Source organism: Polaribacter filamentus, from assembly GCF_002943715.1.
GTDB lineage: Bacteria > Bacteroidota > Bacteroidia > Flavobacteriales > Flavobacteriaceae > Polaribacter > Polaribacter filamentus.
Map to the genome: position 1 here is coordinate 2,054,673 of NZ_MQUA01000013.1, position 18,656 is coordinate 2,073,328.

The 18,656-nt window shown below is 33.3% G+C and carries 13 protein-coding genes and 1 pseudogene; 4 read left to right on the top strand and 10 right to left on the bottom strand.

Annotated features, from left to right (window positions below; translation table 11 throughout):
• Positions 1 to 3 precede the first annotated feature (3 nt).
• From BST83_RS11495 to BST83_RS11510, 4 genes are all read left to right on the top strand, one after another.
• Positions 4 to 996, top strand: a complete 993-nt coding sequence (locus tag BST83_RS11495; RefSeq protein ID WP_104809915.1) for a T9SS type A sorting domain-containing protein — start codon at positions 4 to 6, stop codon at positions 994 to 996.
• Between the two features lie 479 nt (positions 997 to 1,475).
• Positions 1,476 to 2,468 (top strand): T9SS type A sorting domain-containing protein, encoded by a 993-nt coding sequence (locus BST83_RS11500; RefSeq protein ID WP_104809915.1) that lies wholly within the window; start codon positions 1,476 to 1,478, stop codon positions 2,466 to 2,468.
• 469 nt (positions 2,469 to 2,937) lie between these two features.
• Positions 2,938 to 3,813, top strand: a complete 876-nt coding sequence (locus BST83_RS11505) for a hypothetical protein (protein ID WP_104809916.1) — start codon at positions 2,938 to 2,940, stop codon at positions 3,811 to 3,813.
• Complete coding sequence (locus BST83_RS11510; protein ID WP_104809917.1) at positions 3,803 to 6,691, top strand: T9SS type A sorting domain-containing protein; 2,889 nt, start codon at positions 3,803 to 3,805, stop codon at positions 6,689 to 6,691. Before BST83_RS11505 ends, BST83_RS11510 begins: the two co-directional genes overlap by 11 nt.
• Positions 6,692 to 6,914: 223 nt before the next feature.
• Here the strand turns inward: BST83_RS11510 and BST83_RS11515 are convergent, their stop codons facing one another.
• The 10 genes and pseudogenes from BST83_RS11515 to BST83_RS20685 form a co-directional block, all read right to left on the bottom strand.
• Complete coding sequence (locus tag BST83_RS11515) at positions 6,915 to 8,570, bottom strand: sulfatase family protein (protein WP_104809918.1); 1,656 nt, start codon at positions 8,568 to 8,570, stop codon at positions 6,915 to 6,917.
• 31 nt (positions 8,571 to 8,601) lie between these two features.
• Complete coding sequence (locus tag BST83_RS11520) at positions 8,602 to 10,071, bottom strand: sulfatase family protein (protein WP_104809919.1); 1,470 nt, start codon at positions 10,069 to 10,071, stop codon at positions 8,602 to 8,604.
• A 43-nt stretch (positions 10,072 to 10,114) separates the two neighbouring features.
• Entirely contained in the window at positions 10,115 to 11,047 is a 933-nt protein-coding gene (locus tag BST83_RS11525; protein ID WP_146092162.1) for a glycoside hydrolase family 99 protein, read from the bottom strand.
• 117 nt (positions 11,048 to 11,164) lie between these two features.
• Positions 11,165 to 11,449, bottom strand: a complete 285-nt coding sequence (locus tag BST83_RS11530) for a hypothetical protein (RefSeq protein ID WP_146092163.1) — start codon at positions 11,447 to 11,449, stop codon at positions 11,165 to 11,167.
• Between the two features lie 204 nt (positions 11,450 to 11,653).
• Positions 11,654 to 12,543, bottom strand: a pseudogene (locus tag BST83_RS11535) (IS1595 family transposase).
• 218 nt (positions 12,544 to 12,761) lie between these two features.
• The gene (locus BST83_RS11540; protein WP_104809923.1) at positions 12,762 to 13,865 is read right to left on the bottom strand and encodes a Gfo/Idh/MocA family protein; all 1,104 of its coding nucleotides are present in this window, start codon (positions 13,863 to 13,865) and stop codon (positions 12,762 to 12,764) included.
• A gap of 11 nt (positions 13,866 to 13,876) precedes the next feature.
• Positions 13,877 to 15,430 carry a sulfatase family protein gene (locus BST83_RS11545; protein WP_104809924.1) on the bottom strand — a complete coding sequence of 518 codons (1,554 nt, stop codon included), beginning with the start codon at positions 15,428 to 15,430 and terminating at the stop codon, positions 13,877 to 13,879.
• Between the two features lie 29 nt (positions 15,431 to 15,459).
• Positions 15,460 to 17,016: a sulfatase gene (locus BST83_RS11550; RefSeq protein WP_104809925.1), complete on the bottom strand. Its 1,557-nt coding sequence runs from the start codon at positions 17,014 to 17,016 to the stop codon at positions 15,460 to 15,462.
• Positions 17,017 to 17,034: 18 nt separating this feature from the next.
• Positions 17,035 to 18,021 carry a sulfatase/phosphatase domain-containing protein gene (locus BST83_RS11555; RefSeq protein ID WP_240614733.1) on the bottom strand — a complete coding sequence of 329 codons (987 nt, stop codon included), beginning with the start codon at positions 18,019 to 18,021 and terminating at the stop codon, positions 17,035 to 17,037.
• Entirely contained in the window at positions 17,958 to 18,638 is a 681-nt protein-coding gene (locus tag BST83_RS20685) for a sulfatase-like hydrolase/transferase (protein WP_240614734.1), read from the bottom strand. The genes BST83_RS11555 and BST83_RS20685 overlap by 64 nt, the downstream gene beginning before the upstream one ends.
• Between the last annotated feature and the right edge of the window lie 18 nt (positions 18,639 to 18,656).

Below are 18,656 nucleotides of genomic sequence, written 5' to 3' on the forward strand. Positions count from 1 at the left end.
ATTATGAAAATTAAATTACTTTTTACATGTAGTGCTTTATTGTGCGCGTTTTACTCCAATGCTCAGTGTGCCCCTGACGAAGTTGCTCTTCAAGTAGGAACACCTTGTGACGATGGTAATCCAGCAACTTTTTATGACATCGAGGATGGCAATTGTGGTTGCGCAGGCATTTCAGTTACTGGTACTGCTGAATACAAAATAACTGATGGAAATGATGATGTAGAGGAAAATCTATCCGATGGAACTATTGGTTTTTCTAGCTCTGACTTAGAGCTGGGTCAAGATGGCAGTACAGCACAAATGGTAGGTATTAGGTTTAATTTTATACAAATTCCAAAAAATGCTACTATATCAAGTGCTTACATTCAGTTTGCTGTAAAAGGAACCACTTCTGAAAGAGACCCTACAAATGTAGAAATAGTAGGTGAAAAAGTTGGCAATAGTGTGCCGTTTGCTGGTGCTATCAATAATCTTTCAGAAAGACCAGCTACTACAGCAAAAGCTTTTTGGGATGAAGTTCCAGTTTGGCAAAATAATGACGATGCTGGTGAGGATCAGAAAACTCCAGATTTAGTAGAAATTGTTCAAGAAATAGTTAATCTAGAAGATTGGGCGGCTTTAAACTCCATGACGTTTTTAATTTCTGGTGAAGGTAGTAGAGAGGCAAAGTCTCTTGAACGTGGAGGTTCAGATTCAAAACAACCTGCTACACTTATTATTAATTATGATGCGAGTGGCTTACTTTCAACTTCCGATTTTAATAAGGCTAAAATCAAAATATATCCTAACCCTGCCAGTCAATTAGTAAACATTCAATCTGATAAAACTATAGAAAATATTTCTCTTTATAGTATTTTAGGCCACAAGGTATTATCTGTCAAACCAAACAAAAGTGTTACAAACCTCAATATTTCACAATTAAAATCTGGTGTTTATTTTATTCATGTAAAACAAAATAACAGTCAAGTCAATACACGTAAATTGGTTGTTGAATAAATAACAATTTACCTTAAAGTTTCAAACTAGTTTTATTAAATTATATTTGAAAATATTAAACCTTTGTATTTTTATTCACAGGGGTTTAATTTATAAAACACTCCCGTTTCTTTTTTATTAAGAGTAACAAAGTCTATTTAGGTTAAAAATCAAATTATCAGTTTGTATAATTGTATTGATACTATTCCAATAATATTTCATTTTTTATAAACTTATGTTTTGAATGATAGGTAATAGTATTAAAATGGAAAAAGTTTAATACCAACTGATTATGTGTTTTTCTAAAATGATTAGTCGCTTAAAAGGTAAGGGGGTAATATTATAGATAATCAAAAGATAGACAATGGAAATAAAAATATTAATTTATTCTATTGTATTAATTGTTTTTAACCCATAATTAATTCGTAATTATTAACTTTTTAAGTGGTCAAGATATATTTGTTGTAAATATTAATAACCCTTTAAAAGAATTAAACATTATGAAAATTAAATTACTTTTTACATGTAGTGCTTTATTGTGCGCGTTTTACTCCAATGCTCAGTGTGCCCCTGACGAAGTTGCTCTTCAAGTAGGAACACCTTGTGACGATGGTAATCCAGCAACTTTTTATGACATCGAGGATGGCAATTGTGGTTGCGCAGGCATTTCAGTTACTGGTACTGCTGAATACAAAATAACTGATGGAAATGATGATGTAGAGGAAAATCTATCCGATGGAACTATTGGTTTTTCTAGCTCTGACTTAGAGCTGGGTCAAGATGGCAGTACAGCACAAATGGTAGGTATTAGGTTTAATTTTATACAAATTCCAAAAAATGCTACTATATCAAGTGCTTACATTCAGTTTGCTGTAAAAGGAACCACTTCTGAAAGAGACCCTACAAATGTAGAAATAGTAGGTGAAAAAGTTGGCAATAGTGTGCCGTTTGCTGGTGCTATCAATAATCTTTCAGAAAGACCAGCTACTACAGCAAAAGCTTTTTGGGATGAAGTTCCAGTTTGGCAAAATAATGACGATGCTGGTGAGGATCAGAAAACTCCAGATTTAGTAGAAATTGTTCAAGAAATAGTTAATCTAGAAGATTGGGCGGCTTTAAACTCCATGACGTTTTTAATTTCTGGTGAAGGTAGTAGAGAGGCAAAGTCTCTTGAACGTGGAGGTTCAGATTCAAAACAACCTGCTACACTTATTATTAATTATGATGCGAGTGGCTTACTTTCAACTTCCGATTTTAATAAGGCTAAAATCAAAATATATCCTAACCCTGCCAGTCAATTAGTAAACATTCAATCTGATAAAACTATAGAAAATATTTCTCTTTATAGTATTTTAGGCCACAAGGTATTATCTGTCAAACCAAACAAAAGTGTTACAAACCTCAATATTTCACAATTAAAATCTGGTGTTTATTTTATTCATGTAAAACAAAATAACAGTCAAGTCAATACACGTAAATTGGTTGTTGAATAAATAACAATTTACCTTAAAGTTTCAAACTAGTTTTATTAAATTATATTTGAAAATATTAAACCTTTGTATTTTTATTCACAGGGGTTTAATTTATAAAACACTCCCGTTTCTTTTTTATTAAGAGTAACAAAGTCTATTTAGGTTAAAAATCAAATTATCAGTTTGTATAATTGTATTGATACTATTCCAATAATATTTCATTTTTTATAAACTTATGTTTTGAATGATAGGTAATAGTATTAAAATGGAAAAAGTTTAATACCAACTGATTATGTGTTTTTCTAAAATGATTAGTCGCTTAAAAGGTAAGGGGGTAATATTATAGATAATCAAAAGATAGACAATGGAAATAAAAATATTAATTTATTCTATTGTATTAATTGTTTTTAACCCATAATTAATTCGTAATTATTAACTTTTTAAGTGGTCAAGATATATTTGTTAGTAATCTTTATGTTTTTTAAAACTAATGTCCCAAAAACAAATAATTTTATTTTTATTAAAGCTTTGTGCTTTTCTCGTTTTTATAGGAAGAGCTTATCAATTTTATTTTTTTGGAGCTCCATTTCGTTCTGTTTTTTGGGACGAGGCTTTACTAACTCCAATTGTTGAGGGCCTGAGTAATTACTCGTGGTATGACTACGCAACCAATTTGAATGTTAGCACTTGGATAACAAACTTTACTAATCTATGTAGTTTCCTTCTGGTAACTTCTGCCTTTACCTGCTTATTTTGGAATCGTATATCCTCTAATACTTTTAAAAAGTCAGTTGCTTCCGTAAGCCTTTTCATATTGATATTCCTAGGTATTTGTATGGTTAAAGACTTCAGTTATGGTGTCATACAATTTTTAGAACTGAGTATTCAAATTGCTATTTGTTTAATCTTCTTCCTAAATAATGATATCTCAAAAATTAATGAAAAGCAACTTACATTTTGGCTTAAAATAGCGGTTGCTTTTACATTTATTGCTCATGGTATTTTCGCAATGGGTATATTTTATCTTCCCGGTCACTTTATTGATATGACCATAAAGATCCTAGGCGTAAGTGAAACACAAGCAAAATTGTTTTTGCATATTGCTGGAATTTTAGATGTTTTATTTTCTATACTACTATTTGTTCCTAAGCTTGCTAAATATGTATTGATATATTTTATTACCTGGGGAATATTAACTGCGCTGGCAAGACTAGTATCAGGATTTAACCCAGACTTTATATTAAAATCTTTTCATAACTATACCTATTTGGTAATATACCGTTTACCACATGGCTTAATACCCCTTACTATTTTCTATCTAATATCAAACACAAAAACTATTAAAACCTTAAAAAATGAAAACTAAATTACTAATTACATGCATCACTTTCTTTTGTATTATGAGTGGTCATGCTGACACAGATAAATATAGAATCATGATTATAGATGATCCATCAACAACAATTACAGTTGGCTGGAATCAAATTTCAGGATTAAATCCTACTGTACATTATGATACTGTTGATCATGGTACTGACCATACTTTATATGGTTTATCTAAAACTGCGGATAGAACCATAAATTACAGAGGGATGAATAATCATTTTGCACGAATCACAGGACTTACTCCTAATTCTGCTTATTATTTTATTATAAAGGACGATCAAGGCGTAAGCCAAAGATTATGGTTTAAAACCTCACCTAGCGATAATAGTCGTTTATCTTTTGTTGCAGGTGGCGATTCTCGTAACAATAGAACACCAAGACAAAATGCTAACAGATTGGTTCATAAACTAAAACCAAATGCTGTATTATTTGGAGGCGATATGACTTCAAGTGACAATGATAGTCAATGGCAAGATTGGTTTGATGACTGGCAATTAACTATTGCACCTGACGGACGGATTTTTCCAATAATTCCTGCTCGTGGAAATCATGAAAACAGCTCGGTTGTTTATAATTTATTTGATACACCCAACGTCAATTCTTATTACGCCGTAACATTTGGTAATAACCTAATTAGAACTTATACACTAAACTCAGAAATTTCTGTTTTAGGAGACCAATTGACTTGGTTACAAAATGATTTAGCCGCTTCAACAAGTTTAATCTGGAAAACAGCACAATATCATAAACCTATGCGTCCACACACCAGCGGAAAATCTGAAGGAAATAGTGGATACGATGCGTGGGCACAACTTTTTTATGACAAAGGAGTTAGACTCGTGGTTGATTGTGATTCTCACGTCGCTAAAACCACATATCCTGTTATGCCTTCATCTGGAAGTGGTAGCGAAGATGGTTTTATAGTAGAAAATAACAAAGGAACTATTTATACTGGCGAAGGATGCTGGGGAGCACCTTTAAGACCTTATGATGACTCCAAAAGCTGGACGAGAAACGGCGGGGCATTCAATCAAGTTAAACTTATTTTTGTTGATGAAAATAAAATTGAACTTAGAACCATATTAGTTAATAGCAATGCGAGTTCTGTTGATGAAGTTAGCAATAATGACCCTTTTAGTTTACCAGTGAATTTGCAGGTATTCTCTCCTTCAACAGGTGAAGTGGTTTTAATAAACAAGAACACAACCGTTTGTCCAGATGCTGGCACAGCTTGTGATGATGGTAACTCCCAAACTATTAATGATTTAGAGGACGGATACTGTAATTGTTACGGCGTTCCTGATTGTGTAGCAGCTGGTACAGCCTGTGATGATGGAGACTCACAAACTATTAATGATGAAGAAGATGGGAACTGTAATTGTATAGGGATTCCTAGTTCTGCTAGTCTTACCTATCAAGTAAGTGCTGGAGATGATGATGCAGAGGAATCTGAAACTGGTGGCAATATTGATATAGGTAGCTCAGATTTAGAATTGGTTTATGATACGCATGAAGATAAATTTAACCAAACCGTAGGTATTAGATTTAATGAGATTTTAATTCCAAAAGACGCTAACATTTTAAGCGCTTACATACAATTTACAGTAAAAGGAACTAATTCTGAAGCTACAACTGTTTCCATAAAAGGTGAAAATACTCCCAATAGTATGGTTTTTACAGAGACCACTTTTAATATATCCCAGAGGCCTACAACGACTGAATTTGTTGACTGGACAAATATTCCTGAATGGACAACTATTGACGCTGCCACAACTGATCAAAGAACACCAGATTTAAAAGCTATTGTGCAGGAAATTGTTAATTTACAAGATTGGAAAGCTTCAAACTCTATGTCATTTATTATTACTGGTACAGGTAGTAGAACAGCTAGATCTTACAACGGGTCTACATCCAGAGCTCCTTGGCTTTTTATTAATTATAATACTTCAGGCACTAGTTGTGATGCTGCTGGTACACCATGTGATGATGGTAATCCAGAAACTTCTGATGATGTAGAAGATGGGAACTGTAATTGTGCTGGTACTCCAGATATTGCTCCTCTTGAGTATGAAGTAAGTGATAATAATGATGATGCTGAAGAAAATGAAGGTAATGGAAGTATTGGTTTAACTAGTTCAGATTTAGAATTAGGTCAAGACCATAGTACAAAACAAATAGTAGGCATCAGATTTAATAGTATAGACATTCCAAAAAATGTTGAAATTTTAAGCGCTTACATTCAGTTTACTGTAAAAGGAATCACTTCTAATGAGGATCCTACATCTGTTTCTATAAAAGGAGAAAAGGTTCCTAATAGCGAGACATTTTCAGATACCGCTTTTAATATATCACAAAGACCTACAACCACTGAAGCAGTGGATTGGACAAATATTCCAGTTTGGTCAAATATTGATGATGCTAGCGCCGATCAAAAAACACCTGATTTAAAAGCTATTGTTCAAGAAATTGTTGATTTACAAGATTGGCAAGCTTTAAACTCCATGTCATTTATTATTAGTGGTACTGGAAGTAGAGAGGCTAGATCTCATGATGGTTCTTCTTCAAGAGCTCCTAAGCTTTTTATTACTTATAAATCGAATACACTTTCAACTTCAAAGATTAATAAAGCTAGTACAAAGGTATATCCTAACCCTGCAAGCAATTTAGTATACATTCAGTCAAACAAAAATATTGAAAACGTTTCACTTTATAGTATTTTAGGTCAAAAGGTGTTGTCGATAAACCCTAAAAACAATGCTGCTAATCTTGATATTGCACCATTTAAATCTGGTATTTATTTTATTCACTTAAAACAGAATAACAATCAAGTTAGCATACATCAATTGATTATTAAGTAGGCAACTTTTTAAAATACAAAAAGGGTTGTCCAATAAAAGTTATTTTTACTTTTATTGGACAACCCTTTTTGGTCCTTAAATATCTAAATAAAAACGAAACCTTTTTTACATCAGATTCTACTATCATTTCTAGTTAGAAATAGGCAACAACCTAAAAACATTGTATTTCTCTTATGAGTTGAACTCAAATAGTTGATAAACTACAAATCTAAGCTATGCTTTGCTAATAATTCACAAATTCTCCATAAGGCCTATTAGGAAAAGATTTTAGGCTCTTAATTAAAAGCTTTTTCATCGCCTCCGCTTTTTTTGAATTTAAGTCAAAAATATTTATCGTTTCATCTGGGTCATTTCTTAAATCAAATAATTGATTTGCATCAAAGTAAAATGGGTTCAACTTAGCTGCATGATATCCTAAATGACTATTACGTGTGTAATAAGGCAACGCATGTACATGGCCATTCCATCCTTTAAAAATGACGCCATTATCTATTTGTTTTTGTGCTTTTTCATCGTAGCGCAGGGTAATATATTTCCAATCTTTAGTTCTTATTCCTCGAGCATAACCTAATTCAAAATATAGATAATCATGAACAGCCTTTTTATTTCCCTGAAAAACCTTTTTTAAACTTACCCCATCTACGGCATCAATCTTTTTTAAATTAACACCTGCTAAATCCAAAAATGTAGGTGTAAAATCAATGTTTTGAACTAGTTCATCATAGCTTGATTTTGTTTTAATACCATTTGGCCAATGGATCATTAAAGGGACTTTTATACCACCTTCATAAATGGTCGTTTTTCCCAAATTATAATTTCCATGATCAGATGTTACCACAATAATGGTGTTTTCATAAATTCCTTTTTCTTTTAATTTTTTAACAACGGCACCAACTGCATGATCGAACCAACGTAACCAAGCATGATCTGGATCTTTCCCTGCCGCCATAACTTCATCTAAAATTTCTTTTCTTGAAGGCATATTTTCAAATTTCATATCGAGATATCCTGCGCCAGTCATTTTTGGATTGGCATCTAAACTATATAGATACTTTCCGTTTTTCTTAATCCATGGCGCTGGTCCATGCGGTACCATTTCGCTGTAATAAAGAAAAAAAGGTTCGTCACTAAAATTATCAATAAATTCTAATGCAGCCTTATTTTTCCATTCTATATTATGCACATTTAAAGAATCGTTATACAATTCTCGTAAATTTGCGGCATATACACCATTCGCATAGTCAAACCCATATTTTTTAATTTGACCAGCCCAAAAATTATGATTGTGTTTCATAGCTGCATTTATTTCTGGGTCTTTTGGATCGGCATCTTGCTCATAGCTTAGTAGACCTTCTCTATCTGAGTCCCATTTTTGATTTAAAAGATCATGATCAATTATATGACTTTTCCCAACAAAACCTGTTTTATATCCTACTTTTTGCAACAAACGCGGTAAATTTTCGCGATTCATTTCCAATTCGGTGTTATTCTCAACTCGTGTCGTTTTTCCGTATGGATGTAGTTTCATAAATGAAGGGCCTTCAGATCTACTCGCGTACCTACCAGTTAACATGGTATATCGACTTGGAGAACAAACGGAACTTGAAACAAATGCGTTATTAAAAATCATGCCCTGATTTGCCAATGCGTCAATAATTGGGGTATGCACCTCAGAATCGCCATTAAAGCCAAATGGATGTGATTGTACCGTCTCACCTTCAAGATGAACCTTCTTGCCATCTTCTTTTTTCGGCACTATAGCACTCTGATCATCAGTCATGATGAAAATAATATTGGGTCTTTTACTGGTTTGGGCAAAGCTATTGGTTACGTAGAAAGATAATATTGCAATTGCTATGATCGATAGATTAAATTTCATTTTTTATGGATTAATTGAATTATAATTTTTATTATTTTTTCCAAATACTTTTAGAAGCATGTGCCATAACCTGTTTAAGATATTCTTCGGCATCTTTTGTCTTTTCCAATTCTTTAGAAACTATATTATTTGATTCAGCCTCATCCTGAGTCAAGTCAAAAAGCTGCTTTTTATCGGTTGGGTTTTTTGAATTCTCGTTTTTAGTTTCTATGTATTTCCATGATCCAAAACGAACGGCTTTTCGTCCTTGAGCATCTCTATGAACCAATGGCGGACGCTGGTAATTAGTAGAAGTATTTTCAACTACCGTTTTAAAACTATAACTATCTGGAGCATCTTGTTTAGTTAAACCTATATTATTGCCTATATAATCTGCAAGAAAAGCATAAATATCAATTGTTGACACAGTGGCATTTGCAGTTTGATTTGCTTTTATTTCTTTAGGATAATTAACTATAAAAGGAATTTTAAAACCGCCATCCCAAATGGTGTGCTTATCGCCTTTTAAATCGCCATTGATTTTTAAGCCTTTGTTTACTGCAAAATTCTCTGGCATTATCATGCCTTTCCTTTCAGGAATATCGCCTCCATTATCACTGGCAAAAATAATGAGCGTGTTTTCCCTAATGCCCTTAGCTTCCAAGTACGCTATCAAATCGCCTAAAGATCTATCAATATCTTGAATAAAATCGCCATAAGCCCCTGCATTGCTTTTGCCTCGCATTAGCGGGCTAGGTACAATAGGATGATGCACGGCGGCAGCGGCATAGTACAAAAAGAAGGGTTTGCTACCGTCAAGGCTTTCCATCCATGCTATTGATTTCTTTGTCAAATCATCTGTCACTTGCTCCGTAACTCTTTGCGGTGCATCATAGCCTGTATATTGTTTTCCGTAGAATGACATGCCATAAGCACAAATTTTATCAGAACGCAAGCCGTAGATTTTATTATTCTCAATATATACTTTATGCACATCATCTAAATTATTAGGTAAAGCAAAACTATAATCAAAACCATAATCGTTAGGTCCTGGATATATATCACCTAAAAGGTTTTCGAACTTCTCTTCTTTAAATCCGAGATGCCATTTACCCGCCTGCGCTGTTTTATAGCCCAAAGATTGCATGTATTTTGAAAGGCTTTTTTTATTTACATCTATCAATGCTGGGTCATTTGAATCTACCACTCCTTTTTTAAGACTTGTTCTCCAAGAATATTCACCAGTCATAAGTGCATATCGTGTTGGTGTACATACTGAACCCGTAGTAAATGCATTTGTAAACCGAATCCCTTCTTCGGCCAATTTGTTAATGTTTGGAGTTTTAATTAAAGATTCTGGTGCACCGTAAACATTGGTTGAACCATAACCAAAATCATCTGCAACAAATACAATTACATTTGGAAGGTTTTTTTTGTTTTGTTGTGCGAAACTATTTAATCCTGTTAAGAAAAAAACAACGATTGGTATTAGAACGATTGATTGGATACTATTTTTATTCATTTTTCTATTTTTAAAGTTTTATATTTTAGTTTTATAATAGTCTCTAATTCTCTCTTATTGGCATCGTTGTTGAAAAAGGAATTTTACCACGTAACATTTCTCCTGCTTTTCCTGTTAACCAGAGATAATAATCAGACTCTAAGCCTTCTTCTAATCCAACAAATTTGGAACCCTCATTACCTTCTACTACGGGTAGTTCATTTTCTCTTTTTACTTTAAAGATTGCGGTACTTTCATCTACCTCATCAAACATGGCGACATACAAACTTTTGGCACCTCTTGCTTTAGCTTGTGCTACTTGTTTCCATAAAAATTCGCCTTTCAATCTTGGTATTTGATTGAATTTAGTAGGGTCTCTTTTTAAATTCCCCCAAGTAAACCCTGGAAATACCAATGGCACATAATCCACATTATTATTGTTTGCCCAAATAACATCTTGCGCCACGTAACTAGGATCATAACTACTAGGAGAACTATAACGCCCTACTGCCCACGGCATAATGACGTCCGCTTTTCTAATTAAATCATGTAAAGCGGGGTTGTTTTCGGCATCATTTGTCAAAGTCCTCCAGCGATAAGGCACCCCTACCATGATAGATACTTTGTTTTCCGGACCTTTTAGCTTATCTACTAATTGATTGACATCTTCAGTAGTATATTCTCTACTATGACCACTAAACCCAGCACCCCAGATAGACATCATAGGTTTACGGTTATGCCACAAATAGGTTGGGTTTTCTATATTGTTGTTTAGTCTGAATGTTCTTACCAATTCATTCCAATCAGCTTCTAAACTAGCAACCCTAGCACTAGAACTTCCGCTCAAGTCGTGCATCACACCGATGGCTCTACCATACTTTTTAGCGGCTTTTAATGCGTTTTCTAGTACTTTATTTATATGCCGTTTTCCACTTTCGCTTGATATTGTTGATAAAAAACGCTGCATATGAACGCCATCGATGCCGTGATCTTTCATCCATTTAAAATTTAAATCAACAGATTGTTCATCAAACGGGCTATACAGATAGGTATCTGAGCCATCAGCATTCTTGTATGGCGTGATATATTTTTTTTGATATTCCATCATGTCCGGCTACATATAAATCGAGCTACAAGAGCTTGTAAAACCTCCATATTGTGTGTTTTTATAATGATTCCAGCCCCAATTGGAATCATCTCCTTCTGCTGAAAACCAACCTTGGTATCCTGCCATGACTAACCCTGTATAAGCTTTGTACACACTATTTGCCTCATCGAAAACAGTTGGTCCCTCTGGTTCTTGCTCTTCATCAGGAATGACCAGAATAGGGCTTTCTGGTTCATCTGAGCTACTACTACAGGAAGTTGTATTAGTAACTAACATGGAGAACACTGCCAATACTAACCAATATGATAATTTAAACTTTTTCATTTTTTTTGAGTTTTTTCTTTATTTAAATTTGAAAGATTAAGTACGATTGTTATCCAGTATCCACCTTTCTTCAATACTGAACTGTTTTAAACTTTTTACATTTAATTATTTGCCTAAATTCATTAATTTAAACCAATTTTTTTATTCAATTTTATTGAGTTATTAATTTAGCTACTGTATAATCTGTTTGTGGTATAGCGGTTTATTGTTTACCATCTTGATGATTAGATTATTGAATATGACTCTTTAGATTGTAAGCGATTAATTCTGTAACAAAACTCATCAAAATATTTTTGAATATGCTTTTTACTAACATGTGTTGGCATTGTTCTTAACCATGATTTTGTTTGATGAATTATAATATGTAACGTTTTAAAACTCTTCCCTTTGTTACTTTTAACTTGAGTAATATCGTACACTTTTTTTAATGGTTCATAACCTCTCCATTTATCCGTAAATATTTTTGCAGTTGTATTAATATGCTCTTCAAAAATTGGTGTTAAAGATTTACAAGAGTAGTCATCTATTGATTTTATATAGACTCGCTTAACTCTTTGTTTATATGTTAACTCAACTGCTATAAATGCTTTTTTCTTTTTAGAGTCATAACTTCTACCTTGCTTACCTTCTTCTTTTCCTCCAACGGTAAACTCATCTACATGTACTAGTTCTGATAAAGGATATTTCTGACTGATTTCCAACGCTGTTCGTACTTTTTGCATATAAAACCAAGAGGTTGTTTGACTTATTCCATAGCGCTTTCCTACTTGAACACTTGATAAGCTTTTACTACTTGTACTCATTTCAAAAACAATACAAAATGCTTTTTGTAAACCAAACTTAACATTATGAAATAAGGTGTTTGCCGTGGAACCTTCCACATGTTGACAGCCATAACAATGGTATTTGTAATCTTGCTTTAGACAACCCTTTTCGCTGACACATTTCACGCACTTAAAACCATCTTGCCATTTTATTTTTACTAAATAAGCTTTACATGCATCATCGTCTGGCAATTCTTTTACAAAGTTTAGTATATTTTGTCCTTTAAATTCTTTCATAGTACTATATTTACTAGAACAAGATACAAAAGTTATGTTAATAACTCAAACGAATTATATATACAAATTATAATTTCATCCTCAATTTCTTAACCCATTCATTGAATTTATAAAATTATGGTTATTAAGCTTATTTAAAGCAAAATCATATACCCCTGAATAAATTAATATTGATCATTATCGATGTCGCTCTTCATAATCTCTATAGTTTATATTTTCTATTTGAATGGTATGGCCTTCCCTTCTTGAGCTGATTTTCTTGCCAAATCTAAAATTTCTACTACTCTTATGTTATTATCAATTGAATAAAGACTGAAAGGCTCCATTTTTATATTTTTATTAATTACATCTCCGAAATATGTAAAAGGATCGGTATAATTATCTACATTAATTTCTTTAATTGATTTTGTTTCTTCTGATTGATTTTCTGATTTTCTAGTCGTTATTTGATTCTTATCCAACTTAATATATCCTTCCTTACCATATATCTCTATATCTTTTCTACTGAAAGTCCAATTCCAAGAAGCTTGAATTACACATTGAAAACTGGGATAGGAAATGACAATAGTAGCGTCATCATCAACATTCGGATAAACTTTGGGTTTCAATTGTCTAGTAACGGCACTTACTGATATTGGTTTTTCTCCTTTTGTTAATGCTGTAACTATATTAGCTCCATAGCAACCGAAATCTACGATCGCTCCGCCACCGTTTAATTTGGGATCTGTTAACCATTCTAAAAAATATTTATCACAGCCAATTTCTTTGGGCCCCTTATGCCCAGTATTTATAATTACTCGTTTCAGCTGTCCTACAAAATTTTCTTCTAACACTAAACTGAAGGATTTAGCAAGTGATGGATACCAAGATGTTTCATAATCAGTCAATAAATGAATGTTATGCTTTTTCGCTAAAAGAGCCATTTTTTTGGCATGTTCCATATTAACCGCCAAAGGTTTCTCGACCATCACGTGTATACCACGAGGTGCACAAGCCTCTACTGCCATAAGATGGTCGTATACAGAGCCAAAAGCAACTACCGCTTCTGGCTTAACCTCATCTAACATTTTTTCTAAATCCTTATAAATTAATTTAGAATTTAGATTAAATTGTTCTGACAATTTGAATATTAATGAATCATTGGTTTCATAAAAACCTACCAAATTGAAGTCCCGTTTATTCGGTCGTTTTAAAATAAACGGGATATGGCCATGGCTCATACCCACAACTGCCAAACGTATCGGTTTTTTATTTTCATCTTGCGCATTAACGGTATTTAAAAAAAACACCATACCTATTAAAAGAACTAAATTATATTTCATATGTAAACAAATTAAGAATTCCAGTAGTTAGACATTATGTCAAGAATTTGAGTGTCTTCCTTATCTGTATCACCTAAGGATTCTCGCTTTTTGATAAGATCGTCTTTCATCTTATTTATTATATCTTGATATTCTGAATCTTTATAAGCATTGTGAAGCTCATTAGTATCCTTTTCTAAATCATAAAAATCCCAAAATTTTGTATTTTCATTAGGTTCTTCATGATTTTTACCTTTCAAACCTTTACCATAGTAAAAGGCCAATTTATAGCGCTTACCCCTGATTCCGAAATGACCAGGTCTGTCCGGTTCGTGTTGCCAATAACGATAATAGCTATAGGGCCTCCAATCTGTAGGTGTGTTCCCTTTTAAGTTCTCCCTCAAACTGCGCCCTTGCATATTATCTGGATAGGGTATGTTAGCATAGTCTGCAAACAAAGCAGAAAAGTCTACATTTTCTATTAAATCACTATTTCTTGATGCTGCTTTAATTTCTTTTGGATACCGAATTACGAAAGGCATGTGCATTGATTCTTCGAAAATCAAACGTTTATCAAACCATCCATGTTCTCCCAAGAAATAACCTTGATCTGCCGTGTAAATAACAATCGTATTTTCAGCTAAACCTGATTTTTCTGCGTAACCCAATAATTTCCCAATATTATCATCTGCAGCTGCTCCACAACGCATAAAGTCTTTAACAAACTTTTGATACGTTTTCATCCTAGCGTCTTCTGCACTTAAACCATCTAATGAAAACGGTAATTCTGGGTATTGCATATAGTCACTACGCTTGTCTAGGTTGTTGGTGGAGAATACATAACGTTCTCCTAAATTATCTATAGATTGACCAATTAAGGAACGTCCCGCAGTTTCCGGTCCGTTATCATAAAAAGTTTCGGGAACAGGTATTGTATCATTTCTATACAAATGGCTAAAACGCTCTGGGTAATCGTAAGGTTCGTGGGTTGCTTTCAAATGACACATCACCATAAATGGTTTAGATTTATCTCGATTATCTATCCAATCCATAGTCATATCTGCAATAATATCCGAACTGTATCCTTTATATATTTTACCGCCTTTGTTGAAATCTTTCCAGTTTTCTTTTGTTTTTAAAACAGGGTCATGATATCGTCCTTGACCAGGTAAAACACAATAGTAATCAAAACCAGATGGTTCTTGTTTTAAATGCCATTTACCAATTACTGAAGTTTGATAACCTCCTTTTTGCAATTCTTTAGCAATGTTGCTATAACTAGGATCCAAACCATTTCCTAAAGTTTTTAAACCATTAATATGGCTATACTGCCCTGTTAAAATCGTGGCTCTGCTAGGAGTACATATAGAATTCGACACAAAACAGTTATCCAATACAATACCTTCATTAGCTAAACGTTTAATGTTTGGCGTGTGTACATAATCTTGTAAAATACCTCCGTAAACAACCCAAGCTTGGCCAGTATGATCGTCTGACATGATGAAAAGAATATTAGGGCGTTGTATTACTTGAGCATCTATTGTATTGCATACAATAAACAATAGAAATAAAATATTTCTCATCATAAAATTATATTCCTTTAAATAATTATTTATCACAATGTCATTTGAGGTTTTTCACCCTTCTTACTTTCCCAATGGTAAGTTCCGCCATCATCAAAAACTAGTTTTAAACTATTTTTTGATGTTGCAGCTTTTCTAAATTCTTTAGGGACTGCTTTTTTCATTTCATTAATGATCACTCTATTCTTTTCATCATTAATCAAATTGTAATGTTCGCCATAATCTTCTTTTCTATTGTAAAACTCTTCTCCCCCTTCTTTATAATATATGTATCTATAATTTGAATTAATTACAGAATAACTACCTCTTTCATGATATGGGATAAACAAATCTCTATCTTTTTCAACCTTTCCTGTAAGAAGAGGGACGATAGATTCGCCATCCATGTTGTGCTGCTTAGGAAGATTACATAATTCTGAAAGTGTAGGGTATATATCAATAAGTCCAACAGTAGTATCTACGCGTTTACCTTTTGGTAAATTATTACCTGCAATAATAAAGGGTACTCTAGAAGTTTCACTCCATAATGTATGCTTTCCCCAATTACCTTTTTCGCCCAAGTGATAACCTTGGTCGCTCCAAAATACTACAATTGTATTGTCATTGTAAGCACTTTTCTCTAAAGCATCTAAAACTTCTCCTAACAATCCGTCCGCATAGGACACTGCTGCTAAATATCCTCTGACAGCTTCTTTGGTTGCCCCAATTTCATCCAAAGTTTTCTGAATCTTGCTTCGGTTAGTCATTTTAGATTTCATTGGTTCTGGAATGTCATTTAAATCATCTTTAAACAACTCAGGAACTTGAATTTTGTCTAAATCATACATATCAAAGTATTTTTGAGGGGCATAATTTGGAAAATGTGGTGTGTATAATCCTAAGCCTAAGAAAAATGGCGTTTCATGTTTTTTAGCCAATAAATCACAAATCCACTTGGTGCGTTTTACCCCCATCATATTAGGAACATCTTTTTCGGTAATGGGCCCAAATTCTAAAAATTTACCGCCAGTCATTTCTTTATTTGTTTTTGTGTAGTAGGGGCTATAGGGGTATGGGGTCGGTCGTGGTAAATCATCACCATGATAACCTGTTTCAAATCCTATATTCCTGATTTCTTCATTTCTCGCATAATATTCATTCCATCCATCTAAATCTATATAACCTGCCCTATGATGAAATAGCTTTCCAGCACCATAGGTTTTGTAACCTGCTTGTTGAAAAGATTCATGCATAGGTACTAAATTGGGGAAATCATAAAAGTAAACTTCAGTTGTGTAACAACCTGTTGATGTAGATTGAAGTCCAGTCCAAATAGCCGTTCTAGAAGGTGCACAGTATGATGCTGGTGCATGTGCATTTGTAAATGTTACACCTGCCGCAGCTAACCTATCCATATTAGGTGTTATGGCTTGATTGTAACCCAAAGGATTAATAAAATCATTCATATCATCAACAGCAAAAATAATAATATTTGGTTTTTCTGTTGATTGAGCATCAGCTTTAAATGGGTTTTTCGTTTTTGATGAGGATGAACATCCTAAAAATAAGATTAGGCTTAATGTTAAAATTATAAATGTTTGTTGTTTCATAGTATTTTTATAAAATAATTAATTAGCAGGTTCTTTTTTATATAATCTGGGTATTTGAATTTCTGTCATTTCTTTAAGCTCATCCATGCTTTTGTTTATTTTGTATTCATGCATGAGTTCCTTTATTCTTATTTTTAATTGCTCTATAAGATCTTGGTTTTGGGTATTATCATAAATATTATTTAATTCATTAGGATCTTCCTTCAAATCAAATAATTCCCATTCATCCATATCATAATAATAGTGAATCAATTTATATCTATCTGTTCTTATACCATAATGTGGCTGTACATGATGCCAATATGGGTATTCATAATAATGATAATAAACAGCGTCTCTAAATGGCTCTTTATTGTTTTTAAATATTGGCAATAAACTTTTACCCTGTATGTCATCGGGAATGCTGACGCCTGCAGCTTCCAGTAAAGTTGGTGCATAATCTATATTTAGTACTAAATCATTATTAACCGAGCCTGGGGTTATATGTTTTGGGTAACGCATTAACAAAGGCATATGAAATGATTCTTCATACATAAAGCGTTTATCAAACCAACCGTGTTCTCCTAAATAAAAGCCTTGATCGGAGGTATAAATAACGATGGTGTTTTCAGCTAAACCACTTTCATCAAGATAATTAAGCATTTCCCCAACAGCATCATCTACAGCCTTCACACAGCGTAAATAATCTTTAATATAGCGCTGATACTTCCATTCTTTTCGTTCTACGTCAGTCATATTTTTATCAGGAGTCCAAAACTCGCCATCATTATTTCCAAAACTATTCCATGCTATAAGTTCTTCTTCAGATAAACTTTGTGGTGCTTCTATTTTAACATCTTTTCTATTCATATGCCCGTCTATCCGCATCCACGCCTCTTTTGCAGCATTCCTGCCTTCGTAATCATCATTAAAAGTAGTGGGATGTGGAATGGTCAAGCTATCTAGATAATTTTCATATCCCGGTCCAGGTTCCCATGGTCTGTGTGGTGCTTTGAACTGATACATGAGCATAAATGGCTTCTCCTTGCTTCTTTCTTTTTTATCCAATTTAATGCATCTTCTTTTATTACTGTTGTAGAATACTTCCCTTTTGCTGTAATTAAACTATCTCCTGTCAGTCTAAAAACAGGATCGTAATACGAGCCTTGTCCTTCTTTATTAAATAAAACCTTGTAATAATCAAACCCTTTAGGTGATGTTCCTAAATGCCATTTGCCAATAACGGCAGTTTCATATCCTGCCTGTTGCAATAACTTTGGAAAAGTTTGCTGTGAACTATCAAAATCCCCTCCGCCTTCATTCTTAAAAAAGCCATTAACGTGGCTGTATTTTCCTGTAAGGATAGAAGCTCTTGAAGGACCACAAATAGAATTGGTGCAAAACATGTTATTGAAACGGATGCCTTCATTTGCAATACGGTCAATATTAGGAGTGGGGGCTAAATTAGATAAAAAGCCTTGATAAGCACTTATGGCAGATAATGCATGATCATCTGTCATTATAAATAATATGTTTGGCTTCTTAGTTGATTTTTTTGCAGTTACATTGTTTGTCTCTTTACAACCAAATACTAAAACCAATACTAACAGTGCACCTATTTTGAATAATTTATTAAAAGACATGGATTATTTAAATTTAAT